Origin of the sequence: Methylophilus sp. 42 (genome assembly GCF_000384155.1) — a bacterium.
GTDB lineage: Bacteria > Pseudomonadota > Gammaproteobacteria > Burkholderiales > Methylophilaceae > Methylophilus.
Map to the genome: position 1 here is coordinate 1,928,032 of NZ_KB913031.1, position 23,735 is coordinate 1,951,766.

General features: G+C 49.5%; 19 protein-coding genes. 4 read left to right on the forward strand and 15 right to left on the reverse strand.

Annotated features, from left to right (window positions below; all coding sequences use genetic code 11):
• Nucleotides 1–145: 145 nt before the first annotated feature.
• From cysT to MET42_RS0109350, 3 genes are all read right to left on the reverse strand, one after another.
• On the reverse strand, nucleotides 146–979 hold the full coding sequence (gene cysT, locus MET42_RS0109340) for a sulfate ABC transporter permease subunit CysT (RefSeq protein WP_029512389.1): 834 nt from the start codon (nucleotides 977–979) through the stop codon (nucleotides 146–148).
• A 127-nt stretch (nucleotides 980–1,106) separates the two neighbouring features.
• On the reverse strand, nucleotides 1,107–1,976 hold the full coding sequence (locus MET42_RS0109345; RefSeq protein ID WP_019882664.1) for an EAL domain-containing protein: 870 nt from the start codon (nucleotides 1,974–1,976) through the stop codon (nucleotides 1,107–1,109).
• 46 nt (nucleotides 1,977–2,022) lie between these two features.
• Nucleotides 2,023–3,003: a sulfate ABC transporter substrate-binding protein gene (locus MET42_RS0109350; RefSeq protein ID WP_019882665.1), complete on the reverse strand. Its 981-nt coding sequence runs from the start codon at nucleotides 3,001–3,003 to the stop codon at nucleotides 2,023–2,025.
• 411 nt (nucleotides 3,004–3,414) lie between these two features.
• Here MET42_RS0109350 and epsC point away from each other — a divergent pair, with 411 nt between their 5' ends.
• The 4 genes from epsC to MET42_RS0109370 all read left to right on the forward strand — a co-directional run bounded on the left by epsC (nucleotide 3,415) and on the right by MET42_RS0109370 (nucleotide 8,682).
• A complete protein-coding gene (gene epsC, locus MET42_RS0109355) occupies nucleotides 3,415–4,317 on the forward strand; it encodes a serine O-acetyltransferase EpsC (RefSeq protein WP_019882667.1) in 903 nt (300 codons plus the stop codon).
• A 58-nt stretch (nucleotides 4,318–4,375) separates the two neighbouring features.
• The gene (locus MET42_RS0109360) at nucleotides 4,376–5,290 is read left to right on the forward strand and encodes a family 2A encapsulin nanocompartment shell protein (RefSeq protein ID WP_019882668.1); all 915 of its coding nucleotides are present in this window, start codon (nucleotides 4,376–4,378) and stop codon (nucleotides 5,288–5,290) included.
• Nucleotides 5,277–7,178: a family 2A encapsulin nanocompartment cargo protein cysteine desulfurase gene (locus MET42_RS0109365; protein ID WP_019882669.1), complete on the forward strand. Its 1,902-nt coding sequence runs from the start codon at nucleotides 5,277–5,279 to the stop codon at nucleotides 7,176–7,178. The genes MET42_RS0109360 and MET42_RS0109365 overlap by 14 nt, the downstream gene beginning before the upstream one ends.
• 169 nt (nucleotides 7,179–7,347) lie before the next feature.
• A complete protein-coding gene (locus MET42_RS0109370; RefSeq protein ID WP_019882670.1) occupies nucleotides 7,348–8,682 on the forward strand; it encodes a TAXI family TRAP transporter solute-binding subunit in 1,335 nt (444 codons plus the stop codon).
• A gap of 16 nt (nucleotides 8,683–8,698) precedes the next feature.
• Here MET42_RS0109370 and MET42_RS0109375 read toward each other — a convergent pair whose 3' ends face one another.
• The 12 genes from MET42_RS0109375 to MET42_RS0109430 form a co-directional block, all read right to left on the reverse strand.
• A complete protein-coding gene (locus MET42_RS0109375; protein WP_232411438.1) occupies nucleotides 8,699–10,327 on the reverse strand; it encodes a bifunctional diguanylate cyclase/phosphodiesterase in 1,629 nt (542 codons plus the stop codon).
• A gap of 225 nt (nucleotides 10,328–10,552) precedes the next feature.
• The gene (locus MET42_RS0109380) at nucleotides 10,553–12,217 is read right to left on the reverse strand and encodes an EAL domain-containing protein (RefSeq protein ID WP_019882672.1); all 1,665 of its coding nucleotides are present in this window, start codon (nucleotides 12,215–12,217) and stop codon (nucleotides 10,553–10,555) included.
• 175 nt (nucleotides 12,218–12,392) lie between these two features.
• On the reverse strand, nucleotides 12,393–12,671 hold the full coding sequence (locus MET42_RS0109385) for a DUF2325 domain-containing protein (protein WP_019882674.1): 279 nt from the start codon (nucleotides 12,669–12,671) through the stop codon (nucleotides 12,393–12,395).
• A 68-nt stretch (nucleotides 12,672–12,739) separates the two neighbouring features.
• Nucleotides 12,740–13,747 carry a sulfate ABC transporter substrate-binding protein gene (locus MET42_RS0109390; protein ID WP_019882675.1) on the reverse strand — a complete coding sequence of 336 codons (1,008 nt, stop codon included), beginning with the start codon at nucleotides 13,745–13,747 and terminating at the stop codon, nucleotides 12,740–12,742.
• A gap of 15 nt (nucleotides 13,748–13,762) precedes the next feature.
• On the reverse strand, nucleotides 13,763–15,472 hold the full coding sequence (locus MET42_RS0109395) for an alginate export family protein (protein ID WP_019882676.1): 1,710 nt from the start codon (nucleotides 15,470–15,472) through the stop codon (nucleotides 13,763–13,765).
• Between the two features lie 64 nt (nucleotides 15,473–15,536).
• Nucleotides 15,537–15,731 carry a YezD family protein gene (locus MET42_RS0109400; RefSeq protein WP_019882677.1) on the reverse strand — a complete coding sequence of 65 codons (195 nt, stop codon included), beginning with the start codon at nucleotides 15,729–15,731 and terminating at the stop codon, nucleotides 15,537–15,539.
• A gap of 159 nt (nucleotides 15,732–15,890) precedes the next feature.
• Nucleotides 15,891–17,357: a porin gene (locus MET42_RS0109405; protein ID WP_019882678.1), complete on the reverse strand. Its 1,467-nt coding sequence runs from the start codon at nucleotides 17,355–17,357 to the stop codon at nucleotides 15,891–15,893.
• A gap of 158 nt (nucleotides 17,358–17,515) precedes the next feature.
• The gene (gene lysS / locus MET42_RS0109410; protein ID WP_019882679.1) at nucleotides 17,516–19,054 is read right to left on the reverse strand and encodes a lysine--tRNA ligase; all 1,539 of its coding nucleotides are present in this window, start codon (nucleotides 19,052–19,054) and stop codon (nucleotides 17,516–17,518) included.
• A gap of 52 nt (nucleotides 19,055–19,106) precedes the next feature.
• Nucleotides 19,107–20,021, reverse strand: a complete 915-nt coding sequence (locus MET42_RS0109415) for a sensor histidine kinase KdpD (RefSeq protein WP_232411440.1) — start codon at nucleotides 20,019–20,021, stop codon at nucleotides 19,107–19,109.
• A gap of 268 nt (nucleotides 20,022–20,289) precedes the next feature.
• The gene (locus MET42_RS0109420; protein WP_019882683.1) at nucleotides 20,290–20,970 is read right to left on the reverse strand and encodes a response regulator transcription factor; all 681 of its coding nucleotides are present in this window, start codon (nucleotides 20,968–20,970) and stop codon (nucleotides 20,290–20,292) included.
• A 177-nt stretch (nucleotides 20,971–21,147) separates the two neighbouring features.
• Nucleotides 21,148–21,720, reverse strand: a complete 573-nt coding sequence (locus MET42_RS0109425; RefSeq protein ID WP_019882684.1) for a hypothetical protein — start codon at nucleotides 21,718–21,720, stop codon at nucleotides 21,148–21,150.
• A 27-nt stretch (nucleotides 21,721–21,747) separates the two neighbouring features.
• Nucleotides 21,748–23,649, reverse strand: coding sequence for an ATP-binding cassette domain-containing protein (locus MET42_RS0109430; protein WP_029512390.1), 1,902 nt, complete (start codon nucleotides 23,647–23,649; stop codon nucleotides 21,748–21,750).
• Between the last annotated feature and the right edge of the window lie 86 nt (nucleotides 23,650–23,735).

Here is a 23,735-nt window from a genome sequence, read left to right on the forward strand (position 1 = left end):
TTTCTATTATTTAACTAAATATTGAGCGAGCGGATAAAGCACAAGGCGCACGGCACGCAGAAACCGGAATGTACAATGAGTACATGAGGATTTCGAGTACCCATAAATAACAACTTGCAACGCCGTGATTTGCCCGCGCAGCCAATTATTTATTGCCATGGCGATGATTGCTCCACCACTGCAATAGATTGATCAGCAGCAGCAAAACGAAAGAAATCACCAGCATTACTACCGCAATCGCAGTCGCCCCGGCGTAATCGTATTGTTCCAGTTTGGTAATAATCATCAGTGGCGTAATCTCGGAGATCATCGGCATATTGCCTGCAATAAAGATCACCGAACCGTACTCACCCACGGCGCGGGCAAATGCCAGCGAAAAACCGGTGAGCAAGGCAGGCCAGATAGCTGGCAGGATAATTTTGTAAAAGGTTTGCCAGCGGTTGGCACCCAGGCTGGCAGCGGCTTCTTCAGCTTCTGCACTGAAATCCTCCAGCACAGGCTGCACCGTACGCACCACAAATGGCAGACCGATAAAGGTGAGCGCCACCACGACGCCCAGTGGCGTAAAGGCCACTTTAATACCATGTGGTTCCAGCCATTGACCTAACCAGCCATTCGGCGCATAAATCGCAGTCAACGCGATACCGGCAACGGCAGTGGGTAAGGCAAAGGGCAAGTCAACCAGGGCATCGAGCACTTTTTTGCCAAAGAACTGGTAACGCACCAGCACCCAGGCGGTAAGTAAGCCAAACACCAGGTTAATCACGGCAGCCAGTAATGAGGCACCAAAAGTCAGTTTATAGGTAGCGACTACCCGTGGCGTGGTCACTACAGCACAAAATTCATGCCAACTCAGCTCAGTGGTGCGTAGAAAAACAGCAGCTAGCGGAATCAATACAATCAGGCTTAAATAAACCAGCGTGTACCCCAATGACAGCCCGAAGCCGGGAAGTAGATGTTTCTTTTTTTGTGATGCCATGTTGTGTAGTGACAAGGTTGTGTGGTGACAAGTGTAAACAGGCGCTAATGTAGCTGGATTCTTTTAAATCTCAAAAGAATAGATAATCATTAATTTATAAGCGCCTGTTATATTGAAGAAGGGATGATTACGCTACTTTAGGTGAACGGTGCTGGTACTGGTCATTAATGACCTTGGCCACTACCGGCGCCGCCAATAAATTACCTTGCAGCACGGTCGCGCCAGAAGCAATTGCAATATCCAGTTGCTGTTGTGTTTCTATGCCAAGAATCACCGGGATGCTGCCTAAGTCCTGCACAGTTGCCACCAGGCCCTTAAGGGCTTTGGCCAGCGCTGGTTGTTGTGCTGCCTGATGAATGACCGACACATCAAACTTGATGTAGTCATGATGGGCATTCCATAAGCGGTACAACTTACTCTGATGGCCACCCACATGGTCAAACGCAATCTGATAGCCCAGCGCACGGTAGTTCTCGATGGCAGAAATCAGGTGCTTGTCCTGCTCAATCAGGGACTCGTTAATCTCAAGCACGACACGATGCGTAGGCACTGAGTATTTATGCAGGATCTGCTCAAACACCTTGCCGTGTGCGCTGACTTCAAGCAGCAACTTGGGGTGCACGTTCAAAAACAGCAAACCATTTTCCTGATGAATCGCACGATAGTTCAACACGTGCTGCGAGCGGCAGACGCGGTCAAACTGTACCAGCTTGCCCGATTGCTCGGCGTAGGTGAATGCGAATTCCGGCGTACTGCCCAGCGTGCCAAACAAAGATGGGCGGATCAAGGCTTCGTAGCCGTAGATATCGCCTTGTTTGGCATCATAAATAGGCTGAAAAGCCGTTTTGAGATGCACCCCGATAAAGGTACTCTCATATTCACCCGAACTGGCTTCTAACAGCCCCAACTCTTCCAGATCCAGCGACAGCGCCTGCTTTAACTCGGCGCGTAACTGTACGACATGTTCTGGTTCCTGATTTGATTGACGTTGCGTCATCGTGACTCCTTCCTGCGAGACTACTTTGTACTTCTGAAAAATCTGCTTACTTCTGGTAAATCTGGTCGAAAATACCGCCATCGCTAAAATGCGTATTTTCAGCCTCGTTCCAACTACCAAACACCTGCTTGACGGTGAACGTATGTAACTTCTTGAATGCCGGTTGCGCCACTTCGCTTACTTGCGGACGCAAATAATGCTTGGCGGCCAGCGCTTGCCCTTGTGGTGAGAAATGGAACTCGAGATAAGCCTGTGCCACTTTGCGTGTGCCTTTTTTATCGACCACTTTATCCACCAATGACACCGGATTCTCGGCCAATACGGTCACAGACGGATACACCACTTCATATTTGTCCTCACCCAGTTCCTTTTGCAACAGGTAGACTTCATTTTCAAACGTCACCAGCACATCGCCGATTTCACGCTGGGCAAAAGTGGTGGTTGCACCGCGGCCGCCGGTATCCAGTACGGGCACATGCTTGAACAACTCTGTCACAAACTGGCGCGCTTTCACTGCATCGCCGCCTTTTTGTGTGATATAGCCCCAGGCCGCCAGATAACTATATTTACCGTTACCGGACGTCTTAGGGTTAGGAATCACGGAAGTCACGCCTGGGCGCACCAGGTCATCCCAGTCTTTGACTTGTTTAGGGTTGCCTTTACGCACCAGAAATACCGTTGGTGAAGCACTAGGCACGCTGTTATTGGGTAAACGTGTTTGCCAGTTGGCCGGGATCAGTTTGCCTTTTTGTGCCAGGATATCAATGTCGGCACTGCGGTTCATGGTAATCACATCTGCCGGCAAGCCGTCGACCACGGAGCGCGCCTGTTTGGTTGAGCCGCCGTGTGACTGGTTGATGGTCACCGTTTCGCCAGTTTTCTCTTTCCAGTACTGCACAAACGCCGGATTGAAATCCTTATAAAACTCCCTGGTCACATCATAAGACGCATTCAACAACTCGGCGGCTTGCAGTGACACACTGCTAAACAACACGGCCAATAAGGCACTGCGCAACACAAACGGCATACATAACTCCCTTATTATTTTGAAACTGGCCTGAACTATACCGACAATCTCATATTTTTAAAAAGAATAAAAAATAATATATTTATAATATAAAAATATATATAAAAAGGGAGATAAATGGCCTCTACTGCATTGCAAATGCTGATGCAGTAGAGTAATTTTATAGGGGCAAAAGGGTTACTTAAATCAATGTTGCAGCCCCTTTTGCAAGCCCGTCCACTAAATAACTAAATGGAATAAGCAAATAATCAATAATTATTTGACTTCGACCCTGTTCAATTACAGCCGTTTATTTTATAGTGGGCGAATATTAAAGCTGACTAGACCACTAGAAGCCAGTTTGCACTATTCGTGCAGCTGGCTTTTTGCGTTTTTAGCAGCTAAAACGGATACTGACAGGACGAATTGACGATGCAAGAAATCGCGATTGAGCACATCGTGCAAGAACTGGCCAACATACGAGAAAGCGCGTTACAACAACGCCAGCGCTTATCACAACCACCGAAACTCCCTTCTCGCAAGGCCTTGGGTCAATGCGTAGAATGGCTGGCAGCAGCCCTATTCCCCAATCGGCTGGGCGATCCTGACATTCAGGCCAATGCCATTAATTTCTACGTCGGGACAACGCTGGATAAAGCACTGCGAGAGTTACAGCATCAGATTCGCCTGGAACTGGCCTTCAAGTCGCCCAGTGAACCGATCAACCAGTTTCGCACGCAAGCACATAATTTCACTGCCCAGTTTTCAGAGCAGTTACCTCATATCCGTTTGCAACTGGATACAGATCTGGAGGCCGCCTACCAGGGCGACCCGGCAGCAGACAGTGTGGATGAAATCCTGGTCAGTTATCCCGGCATCCTGGCCTTGATTCATTATCGTATTGCCCATGTATTGCATGGCCTGGGGCTGACCATTATTGCGCGTTTAATGACCGAAATTGCCCATTCACAGACGGGGATTGATATCCATCCTGGTGCGCAAATTGGCGATCACTTTTTTATCGACCATGGCACGGGCGTCGTGATTGGCGAAACTGCCATTATTGGCAGCCATGTCCGCCTGTATCAGGCCGTGACATTGGGTGCCAAAAACTTCCCCAAAGATGCCAATGGCCATCTGGTCAAAAAGTTTGAACGTCACCCGATTCTGGAGGACCACGTAGTGGTGTATGCCGGCGCCACGATCCTGGGCCGCATCACGATCGGCAAACATTCAATTATTGGCGGCAATGTCTGGGTCACCCGCAGCGTGCCCGCCAATAGTCATGTCACACAAGCACATTCGGATGCCAAACCGATTCCGGTGGCTGCTTGATTTTTAACCACTCAGTTTTTAGCCGCTAATTAATTAGTTTAATAAGGAGAATAATCGTATGTCTGAACAACCAACCCAAAGCGCCTTAGGCGATGTCGCCGCACGAACGCTTGCCAATGCCACCAAATCGGTGCCTATGCTCAGCACCATCAGCCCACGCTGGCTGGTGCATTTGCTCAATTGGGTACCGGTAGAAGCTGGTATTTACCGCGTCAACAAGGCCAAAGATCCTAACGCCATTACGGTCGATTGCTCTAACAAAGACGAAAAAGAATTGCCAGCGACTTTTGTCGACTACGAAGAATGGGGCCGTGAATATGTGTTGAACGCCGTCAACACCGTGGTAGACGTACATACCCGCGTGTCTGACCTTTACAGCAGCCCGCACAACCAGATCAAAGAGCAATTGCGCCTGACCATTGAAGTGGTGAAAGAGCGCCAGGAAAGCGAACTGATCAACAACAAGGAATACGGCCTGCTGAACAACGTGGCCAAGTCACAAACGGTAAAAACCCGTAACGGCTTCCCTACCCCGGACGACCTGGATGAATTGCTGACCAAAGTCTGGAAAGAGCCTGCGTTCTTCCTGGCGCACCCGAAAGCGATTGCTGCCTTTGGCCGTGAGTGCACCCGTCGCGGCGTGCCACCACCAACCGTGTCCCTGTTTGGCTCACAATTCCTGACCTGGCGCGGCGTACCGCTGATTCCTAGCGACAAACTGCCTATCGTCAATGGCAAATCCAAAATCCTGTTGCTGCGCGTAGGCGAAAGCAAACAAGGCGTGATTGGTTTGTATCAACCGAACCTGCCAGGTCAACAAACCATGGGCTTGTCTGTGCGCTTCATGGGTATCAACCATAAAGCGATTGCGTCCTACCTGGTCTCCCTGTATTGCTCACTGGCAGTGCTGACCGAAGATGCGATTGCCGTACTGGAAGATGTCGGAGTTGACCATTACTATGACTACAAGTAATTCTATCGATTTAGCGAGCTTTGAGCCTGAGGCGATATTAGCCTCACTACCGGGTGAGCATCCGAAGATGACGGCTGCGCTGGGCGTGGGTCGCGAACTGGAAAACACAGGGGTGCTGGATACCGCCACCCTGACGCAACTGGTAAATGATCTTTACGCCGAGGGCTTTCCGGCCACCGCCCCGTTTGCCGCAGCAGACTTTGCGCAATCATTGGCCGCTGGACATACACCACAACCGTCTGTGCCAGCCACTGACTCATTGACCACGAAACTGGGCAATGCAGGGGGCAGCTCTTTGGGCGTATCGTCACCTAGCTACGTTCAGTCGCAAGTGCAACCCGTTACGCTGGAAACACAGGCGCAGCAACTCACTTACGCGCCTGGCGTGGAAACATTGGCCAGTGATCCGCTGCATAACCATCCGGCACACCTGAATGTGTTGCAGCCTGACGCCGCTTACCTGGCACCGGCCGCATTTGGCGGGCTGGGCATTGAGATTCCCTATCAGCAGGAGCTTGATCGCTGGTTGGGCACAGGTGCGGGCCAGTCTCCGTCATCAGCAGCATCCACGCAACCGGCCAACAAACCATCTGCGGGCAGCGCGCAATCATTCTATTTTTTGCAAGCTGAGCCAGCCGTCATCGGTAGCCTGCCCGCCTCTGCGCATCCAGCCTTTGATGTGCATGCCGTGCGCCGCGACTTCCCGATTCTGAACGAGCGCGTCAACGGCCGTCAGTTAGTCTGGTTTGATAACGCCGCAACCACGCACAAACCACAGGTAGTCATAGACCGCATCAGCTATTTCTATCAGCACGAAAACTCCAATATTCACCGCGCTGCGCATGAACTGGCGGCACGTGCGACGGATGCTTATGAAGATGCTCGTGAAACCGTGCGCCGCTTTATCAATGCACCGTCGGTGAATAACGTAATTTTTGTGCGTGGCACCACCGAAGCCATTAACCTGGTGGCCAAAACCTGGGGCAAGAAGCACCTGGGCGCTGGTGACGAGATTGTGGTTTCCAACCTTGAGCATCACGCCAATATCGTGCCCTGGCAGCAGCTATGCCAGGAAACAGGCGCGGTGATCAAGGTGATTCCGGTCGATGATAGTGGGCAGATCTTGCTGGAGGAATACCAGAAATTGCTGACGGCAAAAACCAAACTGGTGTCTTTCACGCAAGTGTCGAATGCTTTGGGCACCGTCACGCCGGCGCAGGAAATGATTGCCATGGCACACCGGGTTGGCGCCAAGGTATTACTGGACGGCGCACAATCCGTCTCGCACCTGCGTACGGATGTACAAACGCTGGATGCTGACTTTTTTGTGTTCTCCGGACACAAGATTTTCGGCCCGACCGGTATTGGTGCGCTGTATGGTAAAGCAGACGTGTTGCAAGACATGCCGGCCTGGCAAGGTGGCGGTAATATGATTCAGGATGTCACCTTTGAAAAAACGGTGTATCACCCGGCGCCAGCCAAGTTTGAAGCAGGCACCGGCAACATCGCGGATGCCGTGGGTTTAGGTGCTGCACTGAAATATGTGGAACGCCTGGGCATTGAGAACATCGCTGCCTACGAGCATGCTTTGCTTGAATACGCGACCGCAGCCATGAGCCAGATCCCCAACCTGCGTTTGATTGGTACCGCCAAACACAAAGCCAGCGTGCTGTCATTTGCACTCAAAGGCTACCAGAGTGAAGAAGTCGGTGCAGCGCTGAATGAAGAAGGCATTGCGGTGCGTTCTGGTCATCATTGCGCACAACCTATCTTGCGCCGCTTTGGTGTCGAAACCACGGTGCGTCCTTCATTGGCGTTTTATAACACCTATGAAGAAATTGACCGCATGATTGCGGTGTTGCAGCGTTTGGCGTCTTATCACGCTTAAGCGCACGCAATCTCGACCGCAACGGGCGTACAGTGGCACATCACTGTACGCCCTTTTTGTTTGCTCCAGCACTTCTGTTGTGACATTCTGTGCAAGCCTCTGTAAAATCACTCACACCAGCCCGCGGGGTTGAGGCTCTCTACAATCAGGTATCAATAAAAGCTGACCGATGAAATTTGATCCGCGTAATAACAAATTCACTTCAATTTTTACCAGAGAAATGCTGGAGGCCACACTGCCTTCAGTTCTGCTGATCTGCCTCGCCCTGTTTTTTGCCTACAAATTCATAGACCCGGCGCCACCACGCAAGATTGTGATCGCTACTGGTGAGGCCGATTTAAACTACAACGCCTACGCGGCTATCTACGGCGTCTACTTGCAAAAGGAAGGCATCACGCTGGAGTTGCGTAAAACGTCAGGGGATACTGAAAATCTGCGTTTGCTGAAAGATCCGGAATCAGACGTCGACATTGCCTTTATCCAGGATGGTGTGGCCCATAGCGAAGGTGCAGGATCCTTGCTATCCCTCGGCAGCTTGTATTACCAGCCGGTATGGATTTTTTGCCGCTGCAAAGCCACTACGACGCATTTGTCAGCGCTCAAAGGCAAACGTATTGCCATCGGTTATGCTGGCAATGGTACCCATACCCTGGTCAGTACACTACTCACAGAAAGTGGCATTAACAATAGCAATACCAAGCTCGTGTCCATTGGCGGCGAAGAAGCCGCGACTGCGCTAAGACAGGGCAAACTGGATGCCGCACTGTTTGTGGATGTCGCCAATTCTGGCATGATTCACGAAATGGTGACTGACAAACGCCTGCGCTTGCTGAGCATGGATACCGCAGAAGCCTTTTCACGAAAATTCGCCTTTATGCACCATCTGGTGCTGCCTGAAGGCGCCATGGACCTGGCGCGCAACATTCCGGGGCATGATGTGCACTTAGTAGCGCCTACAGCCACGCTGGTGGTGAAAGAAAGCATGCATCCTGCCCTGGCTTACCTGATGATGAAAGTGATTGCCGAGGTACATGGCGGCCCTAGCCTGTTTAATACCAAAGGCGAGTTTCCTTCAGCCAAAGATACCGACTTCCCACTGAGTACGCAGGCGCTTAATTTTTACAAATCCGGCTTACCGATTATTGATAAATACCTGCCGTTCTGGGCAGCGACATTTGTGAACCGCACCTTGATCGTGATCTTGCCATTGCTGGCCTTGCTGATCCCGCTGACCAAGATTATCCCGATGGTGTATGTGTGGCTTGTTAAACGCAAACTATTCCGTTATTACGGCGAGTTGCGCTTTCTTGATACCCAATTACAAGAGATCAAGAGTGCTGCAGATGTAGAGGAATGCCTGGAAAAACTCAATGAAATTGAAGCGAAAGTGGTCAATGTGAAATTACCAGTGCCATTCTCACAATATGCTTATGAGTTACGTGCGCATATTGAGCTGGTCAGGTCAAAGCTCAATCATCACAAGTTTCAACCAGCATCCGTTTAAATGCCAGGCGACACACTTATGTGCGCCTGGCGCTGACCCACTGTTGCAATGCCTGCGCTTCCATCGGCTTGGCGTATAAATACCCTTGTACCAGATCACAGCCCAGGCTTTTCAGGTACTCAGCTTGCGCCTCCGTCTCCACCCCTTCTGCCACGATCTGGTAATGCAAGTTTTTGCCGAGCACAACAATCGCACTGGTGACCGCTTCTGAACGTTCTTTGCCTGGCACGTCATTGACAAAAGAACGATCGACTTTTAAATAGTCGCCGGGGATATCACGCAAGTAAGCCAGGCATGAATAGCCAGTGCCAAAATCATCAATCGCCAGTTTGACCCCAAGCTGTTTTAGCGCCTGCAAACTATCGGTGCCCTTGCAATCAGAATGAATCAGCGCACTCTCGGTCAGCTCAATCACTAGGCGTTCTGCGGACAGGCCGGTTTCGCGCAGGACTTGCAACACATAATCGGTAAATCCCGGCGAGCGCAGTTGCATGGGAGAAACATTGACTGACACTTTGACCTTGCTCAACGCCCCCTCTTGCCAGGCGGCCACCTGCTGGCAGGCCGCTTTCAGCACCCAGGCGCCCATAGGCACAATCAAGCCAGTCAGCTCTGCCACACCAATAAATTTGGCGGGCGGCACCACGCCTTGTTGCGGATGTTGCCAGCGGATCAATGCTTCTACACCTACCAGTTCGCCGGTCATAAAATTCAGCTGCGGCTGGTAAACCAGGTAAAACTCCTGATGTGCAATCGCAGCTTCCAGTTCACTGGCAAATGCCAGGTCTTCAGGTGGCAAGACTTGCTCATGCATCACGCCTTTACGGTAATAAGTGAAGGTCATGATACAGACGACAGAAGTCAATGCCAGCGTGATGATCAACGGCGTCAAACGGTAATCATGTTTAAAATAAACACCAACACCACCGAGGACGATCGCGCATAAAAACAGCAAACTGACGATCCAGCGCAGATGCTTACCGGTGTCGTCCATCAATAACAGATAACTCATTGAGGTTTGCGACACCTGCTTGGCAAGCAAGGCAGAGGCACAAAGCAAGCCGCCCAAACAAGACAGCAGAGACAGCTGGCCATAAGCATCCGGGATACCATATGCTCGCGCCAGTAAACCAGTCACCGGCATCAGCAACGCGACACTGAGTACCGCTTGGCTTGCGCGGTTACATTGAAAGTGGCATAACAAAAAGCCTGCGATCACCAGCAACGACATGCCGAAATCGGTCGCAATCTGGCCATGGCTGACCACTTGTGAAAAACTGTTGATGGAAGCAATATGACTAAAAGAGGCGTGGCTGCTTAATAGCCAATAAGTTTGCAGCATATAGCCGAGTAACACGCTGCCAATCAGCCAGCCAATCAGAGGATGCTCACGCCTGGTGTCGTAAATGACGCGCAAACTCACCGCAACAAAAATGAGGTAACTCACACTCTGCAGCACACTTAATTCAAAGGTGTGGTGCAGCTCACTCAATGGGAACCCTAGCAGCACGCTCACAATGCTGGCAAGTGCCAGCCAAGGAGAGTACTTCTGTACTGTTCTAAGAAATCGATGCCGCATGTACTGGCGTTGCGTTGTACATTCCTGAACAGTTACAGCTGACCAGTCAATGTTGGATACTGACATGTTGCCCCCTGTCGCTATCTATTATTATCGCCCGCGCTGGCAGGCAGTTTTGTTTTACTATAGGCGCAAGTACATTGAAATCAACATAAAATAAAACAGGGTTTTATCATCCTTTAAATCAAATTAAATTGATACTCATGGATGATTCGCTATGGAATAACGTGTTTTTATAAACAAGCTCACAGTGCAGGCTATCTCGACAACAGGCATGGCCATCGCCACTGATTAAGCGCTTGCTGATGCGGTCTCTACGGGCAGATTGTTCGCCACCCATTGTTGTAAAGCCTGGGCTTCCAGCGGCCGGGCAAACAGAAAACCTTGTGCGATATCGCAGCCTATACCTTTGAGAAAACCGGCCTGGGCTTCAGTTTCGATACCTTCGGCAATAATACGGTAATCCAGGCTCTTACCTAAGCTGACGATGGCCTGAATCACCGCCTCGGCCTTGTTATGGCCAGGCAATTCCATCACAAATGAACGGTCCACTTTTAAATAGTCGCCAGGAATATCACGCAGATAAGACAAGCACGAATATCCGGTGCCAAAATCGTCAATCGCCAGCTTGATGCCCGCCTGTTTCAGGCGATGCATGATGCGGGCATTTTCACCATCATCCTGCACGAAAGAGCTTTCGGTGAGCTCAACCACCAGCCGCTGTGGCGGGAAGCCGGTTTCAGCCAGGATTTGTAAAATATCCTCCACCAGCGTGCCTGACTTGAGTTGCAGGGCGGAGACATTCACCGCCACTTCGATCTTGCCCAACACAGGGTCATGGTGCCATTGCGCAGCCTGCGTGCAAGCCGTGCGCATGACCCATTTGCCTAAAGGCACAATCAGACCGGTCAATTCGGCCACCCGGATAAACTTTTCTGGAGAAATAATGCCTTTTTCCGGATGTCGCCAGCGTACCAGGGCCTCGACGCCTTTTAATTTGCCGGTATTGAAATCGACTTGTGGTTGATACACCATAAAGAACTGGTGACTATCCAACGCAGCTTCCAGTTGGCTGGCAAAGTCCATATCGGTCGCTGGCAGCACCTGTTCGTTGCTTTGCCCTTTGCGGTAATAGGTGACAGTCATCGTGTAAACAATCGCCAAAATCGCTACCACAACGACCGCTGGCAATGCACGCATATTGTCTTCAAACTCGACACCGGCTCTGGCCAGCATAATGGCGAAAAAGCTCAAGAAAACGATACTGAAGCGTATCTGCTTACCATTGTCATCCATCAGCAACAAGTAACTCATGGGCGGATGCGACGCGTGCCTGGCCAATAAACCAAAGGCGCACAACAAGCCACTTAGAGTTGCCAGCGGCGGCATCAGGCCGTAAGGACGTGCAATGCCGCACAAAAACCCCAGTAGCGGAATCAATGGAATCATGACTGCGACGCACAAAATAGCCTGGCTGGTGGCTAGCCAGCCAGAACGCTGGAAGAGATAGGAAATGGCAATCAGACACGCCAGCAAAGCACCTGAGGCATATTCCACCAGCCTCGAGTCTTGTTGCACCTGTATGTCATTCGCAATGCGCAGCAACTGCGCAGTATCGTTAAAATCGGCGGCGTAAGGAGAAAGTTGCACCATGAACAAACTGATGGTGACCAGTGACATGGTGAGCATGGCCAGATTGGTGCGACCGTTTTCCAGCAGCAAATTGTAGCTGACCAGAATAAAGGTGAGATAAGTCAGTAATTGTGCCAGCCAGACATTGTTATCAACGTCTAACAGGTAATGCGGAAAACCCAGCAAGCCACAGACCATGCTGGCCATGGCCAAGAAATGGGTGTTGTCCTGCACTTTACGCACAAGACGATGACGCATAAACTGCCGCTGCGTTATATTTTCGCTGAGTGGCGCTGCCAGTTCGCCAATCCCGGTTTGACTCATTATTTACCCTTTAACCGCTATCACTGCATCATTCTCTGCCACAAGCAAAAAAGATTCTTGAGTCAGGTCATTAAACCTTAAATCTCAATAGTGTTATCGGTTAAACAAACGGATAAATTTAGACCTAATTTAAAAAAAATTAATAATTAGGGCTGGGGCATGGTAAAGCGCACGATCAGGCCGCCTCGAGCACGCGCTGCATGCCATCCGCGCTATTGCGTGTATATACGACCTTGAGGCCACGCTTGTGTGCCACATGCTTGATGCGGTACATCATGGAATGATTGAGCCAGCCCGTGACCAACACAATCACATTGACGTTTGCCGGTAGCTCGCGTTTCACATCGCCAGGCTTCCTGCCGGTCCAGTGATCAATTTTATCGATCCCTTGCGCCTGCAGTACCTGTTTGATGCCTTCTATACGGTCACCACCAATCACTAATGCTTTTGACATGAAACACTCTCCTTGTTGTAGAGAAAGAAAAAGGCATTGGGTAAATGCCTTTTTCTGTTGATCAAATCTTATTTCTGGTAAATCTCGTCAAACACGCCGCCATCGGCAAAATGTGTTTTCTGTGCTTTTTGCCAGCCGCCAAACACATCATCAATTTTGATCAAATTGACCTTTGGAAACTGTTTTTCGTATTTCTTGGCGACAGACTCCAGGGTTGGGCGGTAGTAGTTCTTCGCCGCAATTTCCTGGCCTTCTTCGCTATACAAATACTGCAAATATGCTTCTGCCACGGCCTGCGTATTATGGCGTTTGACGTTTTTGTCGACCACCGTCACAGGCGGTTCAGCCAAAATCGACAAGGAAGGCACCACGATATCAAACTTGTCCGGACCCAGTTCTTTCAACGCGAGGAAAGCTTCGTTTTCCCAAGCCAGCAACACATCACCAATGCCACGCTCGACAAAAGTGGTGGTTGAGCCACGCGCACCGCTATCCAGCACCGGCACGTTTTTAAACAGCTTTTTCAGGAAGTCCTTGGCCTTGGCATCGTCATTATTGTTCTGCTTGAGCGCATAAGCATAAGCAGCCAGGTAGTTCCAGCGTGCACCGCCCGAGGTTTTCGGGTTCGGTGTAATCACCGAAGTCCCTGGCTTCACCAGATCATTCCAGTCCTTGATGTTTTTCGGGTTACCTTTACGCACCAGAAACACAATGGTGGAGGTATAAGGTGAGCTGTTATGCGGCAGACGTTTTTGCCAGTCTGGCCCAAACAAACGGCCTTTGCTGCCCACTTCGTCAATGTCGTAAGATAAGGCCAGTGTCACCACATCCGCCTGCAAGCCATCGATGACTGAACGCGCCTGCTTGCCTGAGCCACCATGTGACTGTTTAATAATCACATTGTCGCCTGTTTTGGCTTTCCAGTACTTTGCAAATGCATCGTTGTAGTCTTGGTACAACTCACGGGTCGGGTCGTATGACACATTGAGCAGGTTGACATCGGCAGCCCCAGACAATAATGGGAATGTCAGAGTGAGCGCCAGTAAAGCATGTTTTAAACTATGATTGAATCTCATCATATTCCCTTGTTATTAGAAGCCGTATAAAGTCAGCTCGGTATAGAAGAAGTTGGACGTATCGGAACGATTGGCTTGCCCCGCAACCAGGCGTGACGTTGTCTTCACAAAATCGCCAGCCCAGAAGTGCGCATAACCCAGATTCAAAGCAGCATATTGACTCAATGGGAAACGAACTCTTAAATCGAACTCTTTACCTAAGTCTCTACCAGCATTACCCGTGACATCCTGCAAATTGTTACCTGCTGCCCAACGGTCTGTTGCGCTATCCAGGCGATACCAGCTAAAGCCCGTATCTACTTTCACATTATCCAAAAATGGCACTTTAGGATCGAACTCTGCACGTATTTTGGCTGCGCGAATATTATTCATTTGAATATAGTCGTTATTAGACCAAGGACGTGCAAACCCGAACAAACGGTCAAAACCCTGATTGTCAGAAGTGTCCGTCGCAGTCGTACCAGAGACCTTATCGCCGCTCGCTACGCCATAAGAACCGCTGAAACGTGGTTTCCATGAATGCTTGTTAAAGGTATAGCCAACTTCTGCGGTATAGGCATAAGCATCGTGATCAACATTGATATAACGGCCTGTTGCCAAACTGCCAATATAGCGTTGAACTTCACCCCACTGTTTGCTGTAGCTCGCGTCATAGTCCCATTGTGTTCCTGGAACCACACCATACACGCGCACACCACCGGTATTAATCTCACGATCAACTTGTGCCCTGACTTGTTGTAATGGATTAGTATAAACACTGCGGTCACTATATGCGGTACCGTTACCGTCATACTCAACCCTGTTACCATTCTGCTTCAGGTAAAAGTAATAAGGCTGAATCGTCACATAGTCAGACCAGCCGCGCCAGTCACCCACCAGGCCGTAAAATTTCTGGGCATGATCAACCTGGTCCAATTGGTTGGCAAAGCGCTGTACCGGTTGTACGGCAAAAGCTTCCAACTGCCAGTCATTTTTCTTTTCGCCGATATTGGCACGGATACCCTGGAAAGTATTGGTCGTGTTGCGCCACTCGTTACGTGCGATCAAACGACGATCCAGGTCTTCCCAAGCCAGACGACCACCACGCACCCAGAATGGACGATTGTTACCCAGGTCATCTTTGCCAAAAATACTTTCTTTGAAATACAGTTCCAGATAGGCCTGTAAAAAGTCAGCATGGTCAATATCTTTTGGGTCGTTGGATAAACGACGATCAGTACTATCATTGTAATCACTGTGATTACGACGGGAATCCTGCACTTCAACCGCGAAACGGAACGGGTCTAAAATGTTTTTCAGGCCCAAATAAGCGCGTGAACGCAACAGGAGTGGATCATCAATATTTTCTTGCGCACGGCGAAAATCGTTTTGACGGCTTTCGTAACGGGCGCGATATTCAAAGCCAATGTCCAGCCAGTCAACATCAGCAAAACTGTCGTAATCTTTCAACCATGTTTTGTTTAATTGTTTTACGTATCTTGGTGGCTCGGTTTCTTTTTGTGTGCCATAACTACGGCGCTCAACATAATAGCCACTTGCTGCTTTGGCAGCCGCTTTTTCTTCAGCCTTGATTTCTTCCAGGCGTGCTTTTACTTTCTTTTGTTGCTCAGCATCCTCTACTTGTGTCTCGGCCAGCTGTACCTCTTCTGCCGCCGCGGCCACGCCATTACCCAGCCACCACACACCTGCGGTTGCCAGTGCAAGGCTTAATTTCTTTAACTGCATGTATTATCTCCCGTTAATTAATGACTTCCAGCAGCCTGGTCAGTGCTCAGTAAAATCTTATCAACTACTTCTTGGGTTTTATCTGGTGATCAAAGCGCACTTTCTCACGCCGTTCAATTTGCGTCACCCGCCCATCATGTACTGTAATTTCAATAGAACCATAACCGGTATCCTTCTGCACAGCCGCAATGGCCGCCGCAACAATCGCCAACAAGGCTTCGTCAGCTTGTGTTTCCGGTTTGTTTAATACTGTAGACATGATGCCCCTCACTGCATTGAATGAAGGGCATTATTTCAGACTATTTATATTTTAAAAAATAATTATTCGTTATTTTTATATTACTTTTAACTATATATAAAATAAAAAAAAATCCCGCAAGACTGCGGGATTTCAATTTAAGTTTTGATACGGTTGTTATTAGAAGTTGTATTGCAGTTGTACGCGCAACGCTTCTGCTTTGAAGTTATCGTAATCTTCCCTGGCTTGCAGATTATTTGCAGCACTCGCGGTTGCACGGTTACCTGTCACGAGGTTAGTACGATTCATACGGTGGTAGACAGCTGTCAACTCAACCTCTGGTGCCAGTTGCCACTCTAAACCGAACTCCCAGTCATTGACATGGTTTTCAGGTGAGTTAGTTTCCGCTTTGTTATAGCCATCAAAGTACTGCCATTTGATAAACGGAATCAATGTGCCATTGGTACTCAAGAACTGGAAGTTATCGATTTTATACATGGCTTGTACATAACCACCGTTCAGGCTTTTCTTTTCAATCACGTTTTTCGTAATGTCCAGACCCGGTGTGTTACCCCAGTTCCACTCGGCCTGAATACCAAAAGGCTGTGGGTACATGATAAAGCTGATACCTACGCGCTCGTCTTCAATACCGTTTCGGCCTGAAAGAGGCGTGCCAGTGCCCAAGGTAGGCGCTGGAGAAGATGCCAATACGCCAGTCACAGGGTTGCGGCGGCTGTAATTGCCAGTGGTTGAAATGTAGTCGCCTTTATAAGCTTGAATGCCTGCTTCGTAGATCTGGCCACTTTGTGTTTTCCATGGGTAAGTCAGACGTGAAACCACATGGTAGTTATCGTTCTGGTCACGGGCATTAGCGCCTTGGCCGTTATACAAGCCCAACGCAAACATACCGTAGTTGCCGGAGTGTTTCAGGCCACTCTTGTTGATTTCTTCAAACAAAGCCTGGATATTGGTTGGTGTGTAGTAGTAGAACGCACCTAGGTCACGCTCATCGCGCACAGCACTATTCAAGGCATCGTTACGGTCTAATGCCAGGCGGTTTGAACTTGACTGCAGGTTTTCAAAACCATATGGCACTTTGGATTGACCTACGCGTACACGGTGTACACGTTCTTTATCAATATAAACATCGCCATAGGCATCACGCAGCTGGGCAAAGTTACCGGCACCACTCGCATTAGAGTTGGATGTGCCGCCCACAGAGCTGGCGAAATCTGGCTGGATGTAGTAGCTCAGGTGATCACCATAATCACCAAAAATGATGATGCGCGCACGGCGGATCAAGAAGTTCTTATCTGCATCACCCAATGAGTGGTCATCACCTACGGAGCGGTCTGACCACAGGTTAACCCCTTCATCGCCACCCAGCATCTGGGTATTGCGAACCTGCACATAGCCACGCATATTGACACGGCTAGTCCAGCTCTTGCTTTCTTTCTTTTTCTGCACTTCAACTTCATTAGTACGGCCCTTCATCAACAAAGCGCCTTCTTCTTCAGTCAAAACACCTTTGCTAATCAGCGCCTGAACCAGATCAGTCGTTGAATCAGCATGCGAGACAGACGTCAAACCTGTTAACAGACCACCGGCCAAGGTTGCCATCAACAAACGACGAAACTTCAAATTCATTTTTATCCCCTGTTATAAGATTACATGTGTGTATCCGGGACGTATTTTGAATTTTCAATATGACAGTTTGATGACAAACCTTACACATTTCTTACAAGCAGACTACTAGTAACAAAAAAGCCACCCTTACTGGGTGGCTCTATGTTACTTTGATGAGTTTAGCTCTCTGCACGCATGTGTGGGAACAGAATCACATCACGTATGCTCGGGCTATCGGTAATCAGCATCACCAGGCGGTCAATGCCAATGCCGCAACCACCGGTCGGCGGCATGCCATATTCCAAAGCACGGATAAAGTCTGCATCGTAGTACATAGCTTCCTGGTCACCTGCCTCTTTGGCTTTCATTTGCGCATGGAAGCGCGCTGCCTGGTCTTCAGCATCGTTTAACTCGCTAAAGCCATTGGCCATTTCGCGGCCAGTGATAAACAGCTCAAACCGTTCGGTGATTTCAGGCTGCTTATCTGAAGCGCGTGCCAAAGGTGAAACTTCCACCGGGTAATCGATAATATAAGTAGGCTGCCACAGTTGGCTTTCTGCTGTTTCTTCAAACAGGGATAACTGCAATGAGCCCAGGCCTGCGTGAGCAAATGGTTTCACGCCAAACTTCAATAACTCCTGACGGATAAAGTCAGCATCATTGAGTTGCGCCAGCGTATATTGCGGCGCATATTTCTGGATCGCGCCCACAATGGTCAAACGCTCAAACGGCTTGCTTAAATCCACTTCTTTGCCAGCGTAGCTCAACACCGCAGTGCCGTTCGCGGCAATCGCTGCGGCACGGATACATTGCTCGGTAAAGTCCATCAGCCATTGATAGTCTGTGTAAGCCGCGTAGAACTCCATCATGGTGAACTCAGGATTATGGCGAACGCTGAGGCCTTCATTACGGAAGTTACGGTTGATTTCAAATACACGCTCAAAGCCGCCGACAATCAGGCGCTTCAAATAAAGCTCTGGCGCAATGCGCATAAACATCTGCATATCTAATGCATTGTGATGCGTAACAAATGGTTTGGCTGACGCACCACCAGGAATTGGGTGCAACATAGGAGTTTCTACTTCGAGAAACTCGTTGTCATTCATAAACTGACGAATCGCCGCCACCACTTTTGAGCGTGCCTTAAACGTGGCGCGTGTTTCTTCAGACGTGATCAAATCAACATAACGCTGACGATATTTGATTTCCTGATCTTGCAAACCATGAAATTTTTCCGGCAATGGGCGCAGTGACTTGGTGAGTAAACGCAACTCGGTGACATGTACAGAAAGCTCGCCAGTGCGGGTTTTAAACAAACGCCCGCGCGCACCCAGAATGTCGCCCATGTCCCAGTGCTTAAAGCTCTCGTAGAGGTCTTCACCAATTTCATCACGTGCGACATACAATTGAATACGCGCGGTGCTGTCCTGAATCGTTGCAAAACTGGCTTTGCCCATCACACGTTTCAGCATCATGCGACCAGCAACCACAACGACGATCTCTTGCGGATCCAGCGTTTCTTTCTCGCTGGCAGCATACGTCTCTTGCAAAACAGCCGCTTTATGCTCAGGCTTAAAGTCGTTAGGAAAAGTAGCCACTTGTGCTGATTGCGCTTGTTCGCGCAGCAAGCGCAACTTTTCGCGACGCTCTGCAATCACGTGGTTCTCATCAACGACTGACTCTGTCGCGCTGTCTGGGTTGGAGTGTTGTGCTGTCATAAAGTATCCGGCAATCTTCTGCGTTATTCGTAAACCCGCTATTTTAGCATTGTTACATCCAATTTTTGGACTCTTGATCGCTAGGTGCCTCATGCTTTTCAGGCAAATGGATACGTATCATAAAACCATGCGGATTAAGATTGGTTGCGTTGACAAAACCACCATGCGCCTCAACGATATGCTTGGTCATCGCCAGGCCAATGCCATGCCCATCCACTTGCGATGCGCGACGACCGCGTACAAATGGCCTGAAAATCTGCTCCAGCTCCTGCGGTTCCACGCCCTGGCCTTGATCCTGCACTTCCAGAATCACCTCTCCCGTGCGTGCGCTGTGTTGCAATTCAATCGCCACCACGCCATTCTCCGGACCATATTTCACGGCATTGCGGATCACATTATCGATCGCACGCTGCAGCAACTCCAGCTGGCCATCCACCACTACAGCATCTTCTGGCATCTCGAGATGCAGCTTGGCTTCATGCTTCTCAAATAGCACATCGCCCACAATACCGGTCAATAGCCCTTTTAAATCCACCTCAGTTTTTTGCAGCTTTTGCATGCCGGATTCAAAACGAAAGATTTCCAGTAACTCAGAAATCATGCGCTCCATGCGCACAGCTTCCAGCTCCACGCGCTGTAAAGAGCTTTGCATTTTTTTGGGATTCTGCATCACCAGGCCTACCGACATTTGTATCCTGGCGAGAGGCGAGCGTAACTCATGGGAAACATGGTGCAGCATTTTGGACTGGCTTTTGATCATATTATTGAGGCGCAATGCCATCAAATCAAACGCTTCACCAAGCTCAGCAAACTCATCGTGGCTGGCCTTGATTTTAGGGCTGACCCTGACTAGCAGATCGCCTTCTGCGGCACTCTTTAAATGCTCAAGCAACAACTTGATGGGATGCGAAATAGACCAGGCCAGGACGCCGGCAAAAATCGTGCTGGAGATAAGGCTGTATATCAAAACAGAGAAAGGCAAACTAAAGAGTTGCCTCTCAGTCCAGCGCTGGTCGGTCTTGGCGGAGAGTGGTTCAGCCTTTAACGCGTTTGGCGTTGTCTCACAGCTGCTTCCAGACGAACAAATGTGTGAGACTTCATGATGCTCAGGTGTTTGTTGATGGGCCTGCCACTCGATAATATTACCAACGATAAGATCGGTGGAGACGAGCGCCAGAAAAAATGCTAAAAATAACTTCCAGAACAGGCGCCCCATAACCCTCGCATTAAATCACTTACTCTCTAACAAGTTGATATCCAACGCGGTAAATGGTTTGTATCACATTCACACCGCCAGATACTTCTGATATTTTTTGACGGATACTGCTCAAATGCACGTCAATACTACGGTCATACTTCACTAACGGACGTCCCAGTGCCTTAATGGACAAATCTTCTTTGCTGACGATAGTACCTGCATGTTTAGCCAGAATTTCAATCAGGCTAAATTCGGTGCTGGTAAACACAATCGGCTTATCCACCCAAAACACTTTTCTACGTTCACTGGAAACCACCAGTTGGCCAACCACGATATCGTTGCCTTTTGGCGTGTCACTGGTGTGACGGCGCAAAATCGCACGAATTCTGGCAACCAACTCTCTTGGCAGACAAGGTTTCTGCACGTAGTCATCCGCGCCGCCTTCCAAACCTTCAATGCGGCCCTCGTTGTCGTCTTTAGCCGTGAGCATCAGCACAGGAATATCAGAATGTTGTCTGACATTCCGTAACGTCTGCAATCCGTCCTGACCTGGCATCATTACATCAAGAATCACCAAGTCGAATTTACCGGCAAGCACGTATTGCTCACCCGTCAATCCATCATGCGCAGTCGTCACCGCAAAGCCCTCTTGCGTCAGAAACTCCTTCAGCATATTGGCTAATTCAACATCATCGTCAATCAACAGCAGCTTGCTCATTTATGTCCTTTTTTAAAAGATAACACAAGGCTTATCCTAATATTTAGCCTCGGAATATTATGAACAATTAAATTGATTAACAAGCGTAAATGGCCTAACTTTACCCAAGTTTTCAAACTGTATCAAAAATGTTAAACAATTTTAAATTATACATTAAAGTTTTATGATGCTAAACGGCTAATCAGCCGTAAATGCCTCACACAACTGACTCAGCAATTGCCCAAACAGTGGCAATACATCTTCCGCGCTATGCGGGCTGTCATCATCGGTGGTCGCAATCATATAACTAATGGTCACTTTATCCAGATTTTCACGGTATTCCTGCCAATGCTCAGACTCTGCTTCGGCAATCAGTTTAAATTTATGAAAACCGGATTCAATAATCTCGGCCAGCATTTCTGGCGCAAGCCCGTCAAACAAGGTTTTACCGATTGTAATTTGTGCCCTATCGTAGTCGGGCTGCAGCCCTTCCTGCGTCAGCGGCATAAACAAGAAGGCGTAGACCATCAAGCCAAAGCATTGATACACGCCTAGCATGTCAAAATCATTTTGCAATTCTTCTGCCGGGTGGCGATCCGCAGACTGAATCGCTTTAAAAGTTAAAAAACTCGCCAGATAATGCACCGAGTCTTCGACATCCCCATTGGCAAAAGCGGCCACGGCTTGCGCCTCTGACTGGCCCCCAGCATGCGTCTGCGCCTGACACAGCTGATGCATGAATCTCAAACGCTCTTCATAAGTCATTTCCATGATGATCCCTTTATTAATATCGTCGTGTTACTCAATCTCAGGCAGCGCTTCCAGTTTTTCCTGCACATCCAGCCACTGCTCCTCGATCGAATCGAGTTGTTTTTGATGCTCACCTTGCGCAATCAATAAGGCCTGCAATGTTTCGCGTTGCTCGACATCGTAAATCGCGCTATCAGCCAGGCGTTGTTCAACGTCCTGCTTTTCTTGCGTGAGCTTGGTCAATTGGGTTTCCAGCGCAGCCAGCGTTTTGAGCAAAGGCCTGCGCTCTACCAGGCGTGCCTGCCTGTCAGCTTTTTGCTGATGATAACTATTTTGCTTGACTGCCGCAGGTCGGCTCGCGGCGACTTCTGCTTGCGCTGTCTTCAGCAAAGATACTTTGTAATCTTCCAGGTCGCCATCAAACACACTGGCCTGACCATCAGCCACCAACACAAATTTTTCGCAACAAGTGGCAAGCAGCGTGCGATCGTGCGACACCATCACCATGCCGCCCTCATACGCCTGCAAAGCCATGGATAAAGCATGCCGCATTTCAATATCCAGATGGTTGGTCGGCTCATCCAGCAAAATCAGGTTAGGCCGCTGCCAGATCAGCATGGCCAATGCCAGGCGTGATTTTTCGCCACCAGAAAATGGTCCGCAAGCTGCTTTGGCCATTTCACCCCTGAAATCAAAACCGCCTAAAAAATCTAATAACTCCTGCTCTCTCGCAGTGGCATCCAACCGCTGCAAATGTTGCAACGGTGAGTCGCTGGCAACCAGTTGTTCAAGCTGGTGCTGGGCAAAATAGCCTATACGCAAATCCTTGCCTTCCACCCGTTCGCCCGATAATAAAGTTGCTGACTGTGCCAGCGCTTTAATCAAGGTGGATTTACCGGCACCATTTTTACCCAGCAAGCCAATACGTTCGCCAGGACGAATCGCCAGATGCTCAAGTTTCACCAGGGTTTGCCCTGCATAGCCCAGTGCGACCCGATTCATCACCAATAAGGGATCCGGCGCTGAACCCAGGTCACGAAAACTGAAACTGAAGGGAGAGTCTACGTGCGCGGCGCTGATGCGCTCCATGCGCTCAAGCGCCTTGATACGGCTTTGCGCCTGGCGTGCCTTGGTCGCCTGCGCGCGAAAACGATCAATGTATTTCTGCAAATGTGCCATTTGCTGCTGTTGCTTTTGGTAACTGGCTTGTTGCAATGTCAGTTTTTCAGCCCGCTGGCGCTCAAAATCGCTATAGCCGCCACGATATAAAGTGAGCTGCTGTTGTTCGATATGCAGGATATGATTGACAGTATTATCGAGGAATTCCCTATCATGCGAAATGAGCAGCAAGGTACCACGATAAGCGCTCAGCCAGCCCTCCAGCCAGATCACGGCTTCAATATCCAGGTGATTGGTCGGCTCATCCAGCAGTAATAAATCCGAACGGCACATGAGCGCGCGTGCCAGGTTGAGGCGCATGCGCCAGCCACCTGAAAAATCGCTGACCGGGCGGCTCAATTGTGATTGAGAAAATCCCAGGCCAGCCAATAAAGCGCTGGCCCTGGCTTCTGCGCTATAGCCGTCAATATCCGCCAATCGCTGATGCCACTCGGCGACATGTAACGGGTCATGGCTTTCGCCAGCGTCGGCTTGCGCAAGCTTTACTTGCAAAGTGCGCAGCTCTTCATCACCATCCAGGGTATATTCGAGTGCAGATTGCGTTAGCGCAGGCGTTTCCTGTGCCACATGTGCAATCACCCATTGTGGCGGCATCAGCAACTCACCTACATCTGCCGTGAGCTCACCACGCAGCAAGGCAAACAAGGTCGACTTACCCGCACCATTGGCACCGGTAAGGCCGACGCGATGCCCCGGATGCAACTGAAAACTGGCCGCTTCGACCAGCGTTTTACCTGCTCTGGAAAAAGTCAGTTGTTTAAACTGAATCACTGACAATCACTTTCATTTAAAAACGAAATTGCAAAAGAGTGGCATTTTAAACGAATCATTCATGCTCATGCTGAATAATTCCGCAG

What these genes read in the sequence shown, in the direction of transcription:
- MET42_RS0109380 (WP_019882672.1), bottom strand. Translation starts at nt 12,217, where the DNA reads ATGAGTCAAACCGGGATTGGCGAACTGGCAGCGCCACTCAGCGAAAAT.
- MET42_RS0109405 (WP_019882678.1), bottom strand. Translation starts at nt 17,357, where the DNA reads ATGAATTTGAAGTTTCGTCGTTTGTTGATGGCAACCTTGGCCGGTGGT.
- MET42_RS0109420 (WP_019882683.1), bottom strand. Translation starts at nt 20,970, where the DNA reads ATGAGCAAGCTGCTGTTGATTGACGATGATGTTGAATTAGCCAATATG.
- MET42_RS0109365 (WP_019882669.1), top strand. Translation starts at nt 5,277, where the DNA reads ATGACTACAAGTAATTCTATCGATTTAGCGAGCTTTGAGCCTGAGGCG.
- MET42_RS0109345 (WP_019882664.1), bottom strand. Translation starts at nt 1,976, where the DNA reads ATGACGCAACGTCAATCAAATCAGGAACCAGAACATGTCGTACAGTTA.
- MET42_RS0109370 (WP_019882670.1), top strand. Translation starts at nt 7,348, where the DNA reads ATGAAATTTGATCCGCGTAATAACAAATTCACTTCAATTTTTACCAGA.
- MET42_RS0109400 (WP_019882677.1), bottom strand. Translation starts at nt 15,731, where the DNA reads ATGTCTACAGTATTAAACAAACCGGAAACACAAGCTGACGAAGCCTTG.
- MET42_RS0109350 (WP_019882665.1), bottom strand. Translation starts at nt 3,003, where the DNA reads ATGCCGTTTGTGTTGCGCAGTGCCTTATTGGCCGTGTTGTTTAGCAGT.
- MET42_RS0109390 (WP_019882675.1), bottom strand. Translation starts at nt 13,747, where the DNA reads ATGAGATTCAATCATAGTTTAAAACATGCTTTACTGGCGCTCACTCTG.
- MET42_RS0109395 (WP_019882676.1), bottom strand. Translation starts at nt 15,472, where the DNA reads ATGCAGTTAAAGAAATTAAGCCTTGCACTGGCAACCGCAGGTGTGTGG.
- lysS (WP_019882679.1), bottom strand. Translation starts at nt 19,054, where the DNA reads ATGACAGCACAACACTCCAACCCAGACAGCGCGACAGAGTCAGTCGTT.
- cysT (WP_029512389.1), bottom strand. Translation starts at nt 979, where the DNA reads ATGGCATCACAAAAAAAGAAACATCTACTTCCCGGCTTCGGGCTGTCA.
- MET42_RS0109385 (WP_019882674.1), bottom strand. Translation starts at nt 12,671, where the DNA reads ATGTCAAAAGCATTAGTGATTGGTGGTGACCGTATAGAAGGCATCAAA.
- MET42_RS0109360 (WP_019882668.1), top strand. Translation starts at nt 4,376, where the DNA reads ATGTCTGAACAACCAACCCAAAGCGCCTTAGGCGATGTCGCCGCACGA.
- MET42_RS0109425 (WP_019882684.1), bottom strand. Translation starts at nt 21,720, where the DNA reads ATGGAAATGACTTATGAAGAGCGTTTGAGATTCATGCATCAGCTGTGT.
- epsC (WP_019882667.1), top strand. Translation starts at nt 3,415, where the DNA reads ATGCAAGAAATCGCGATTGAGCACATCGTGCAAGAACTGGCCAACATA.
- MET42_RS0109375 (WP_232411438.1), bottom strand. Translation starts at nt 10,327, where the DNA reads ATGTCAGTATCCAACATTGACTGGTCAGCTGTAACTGTTCAGGAATGT.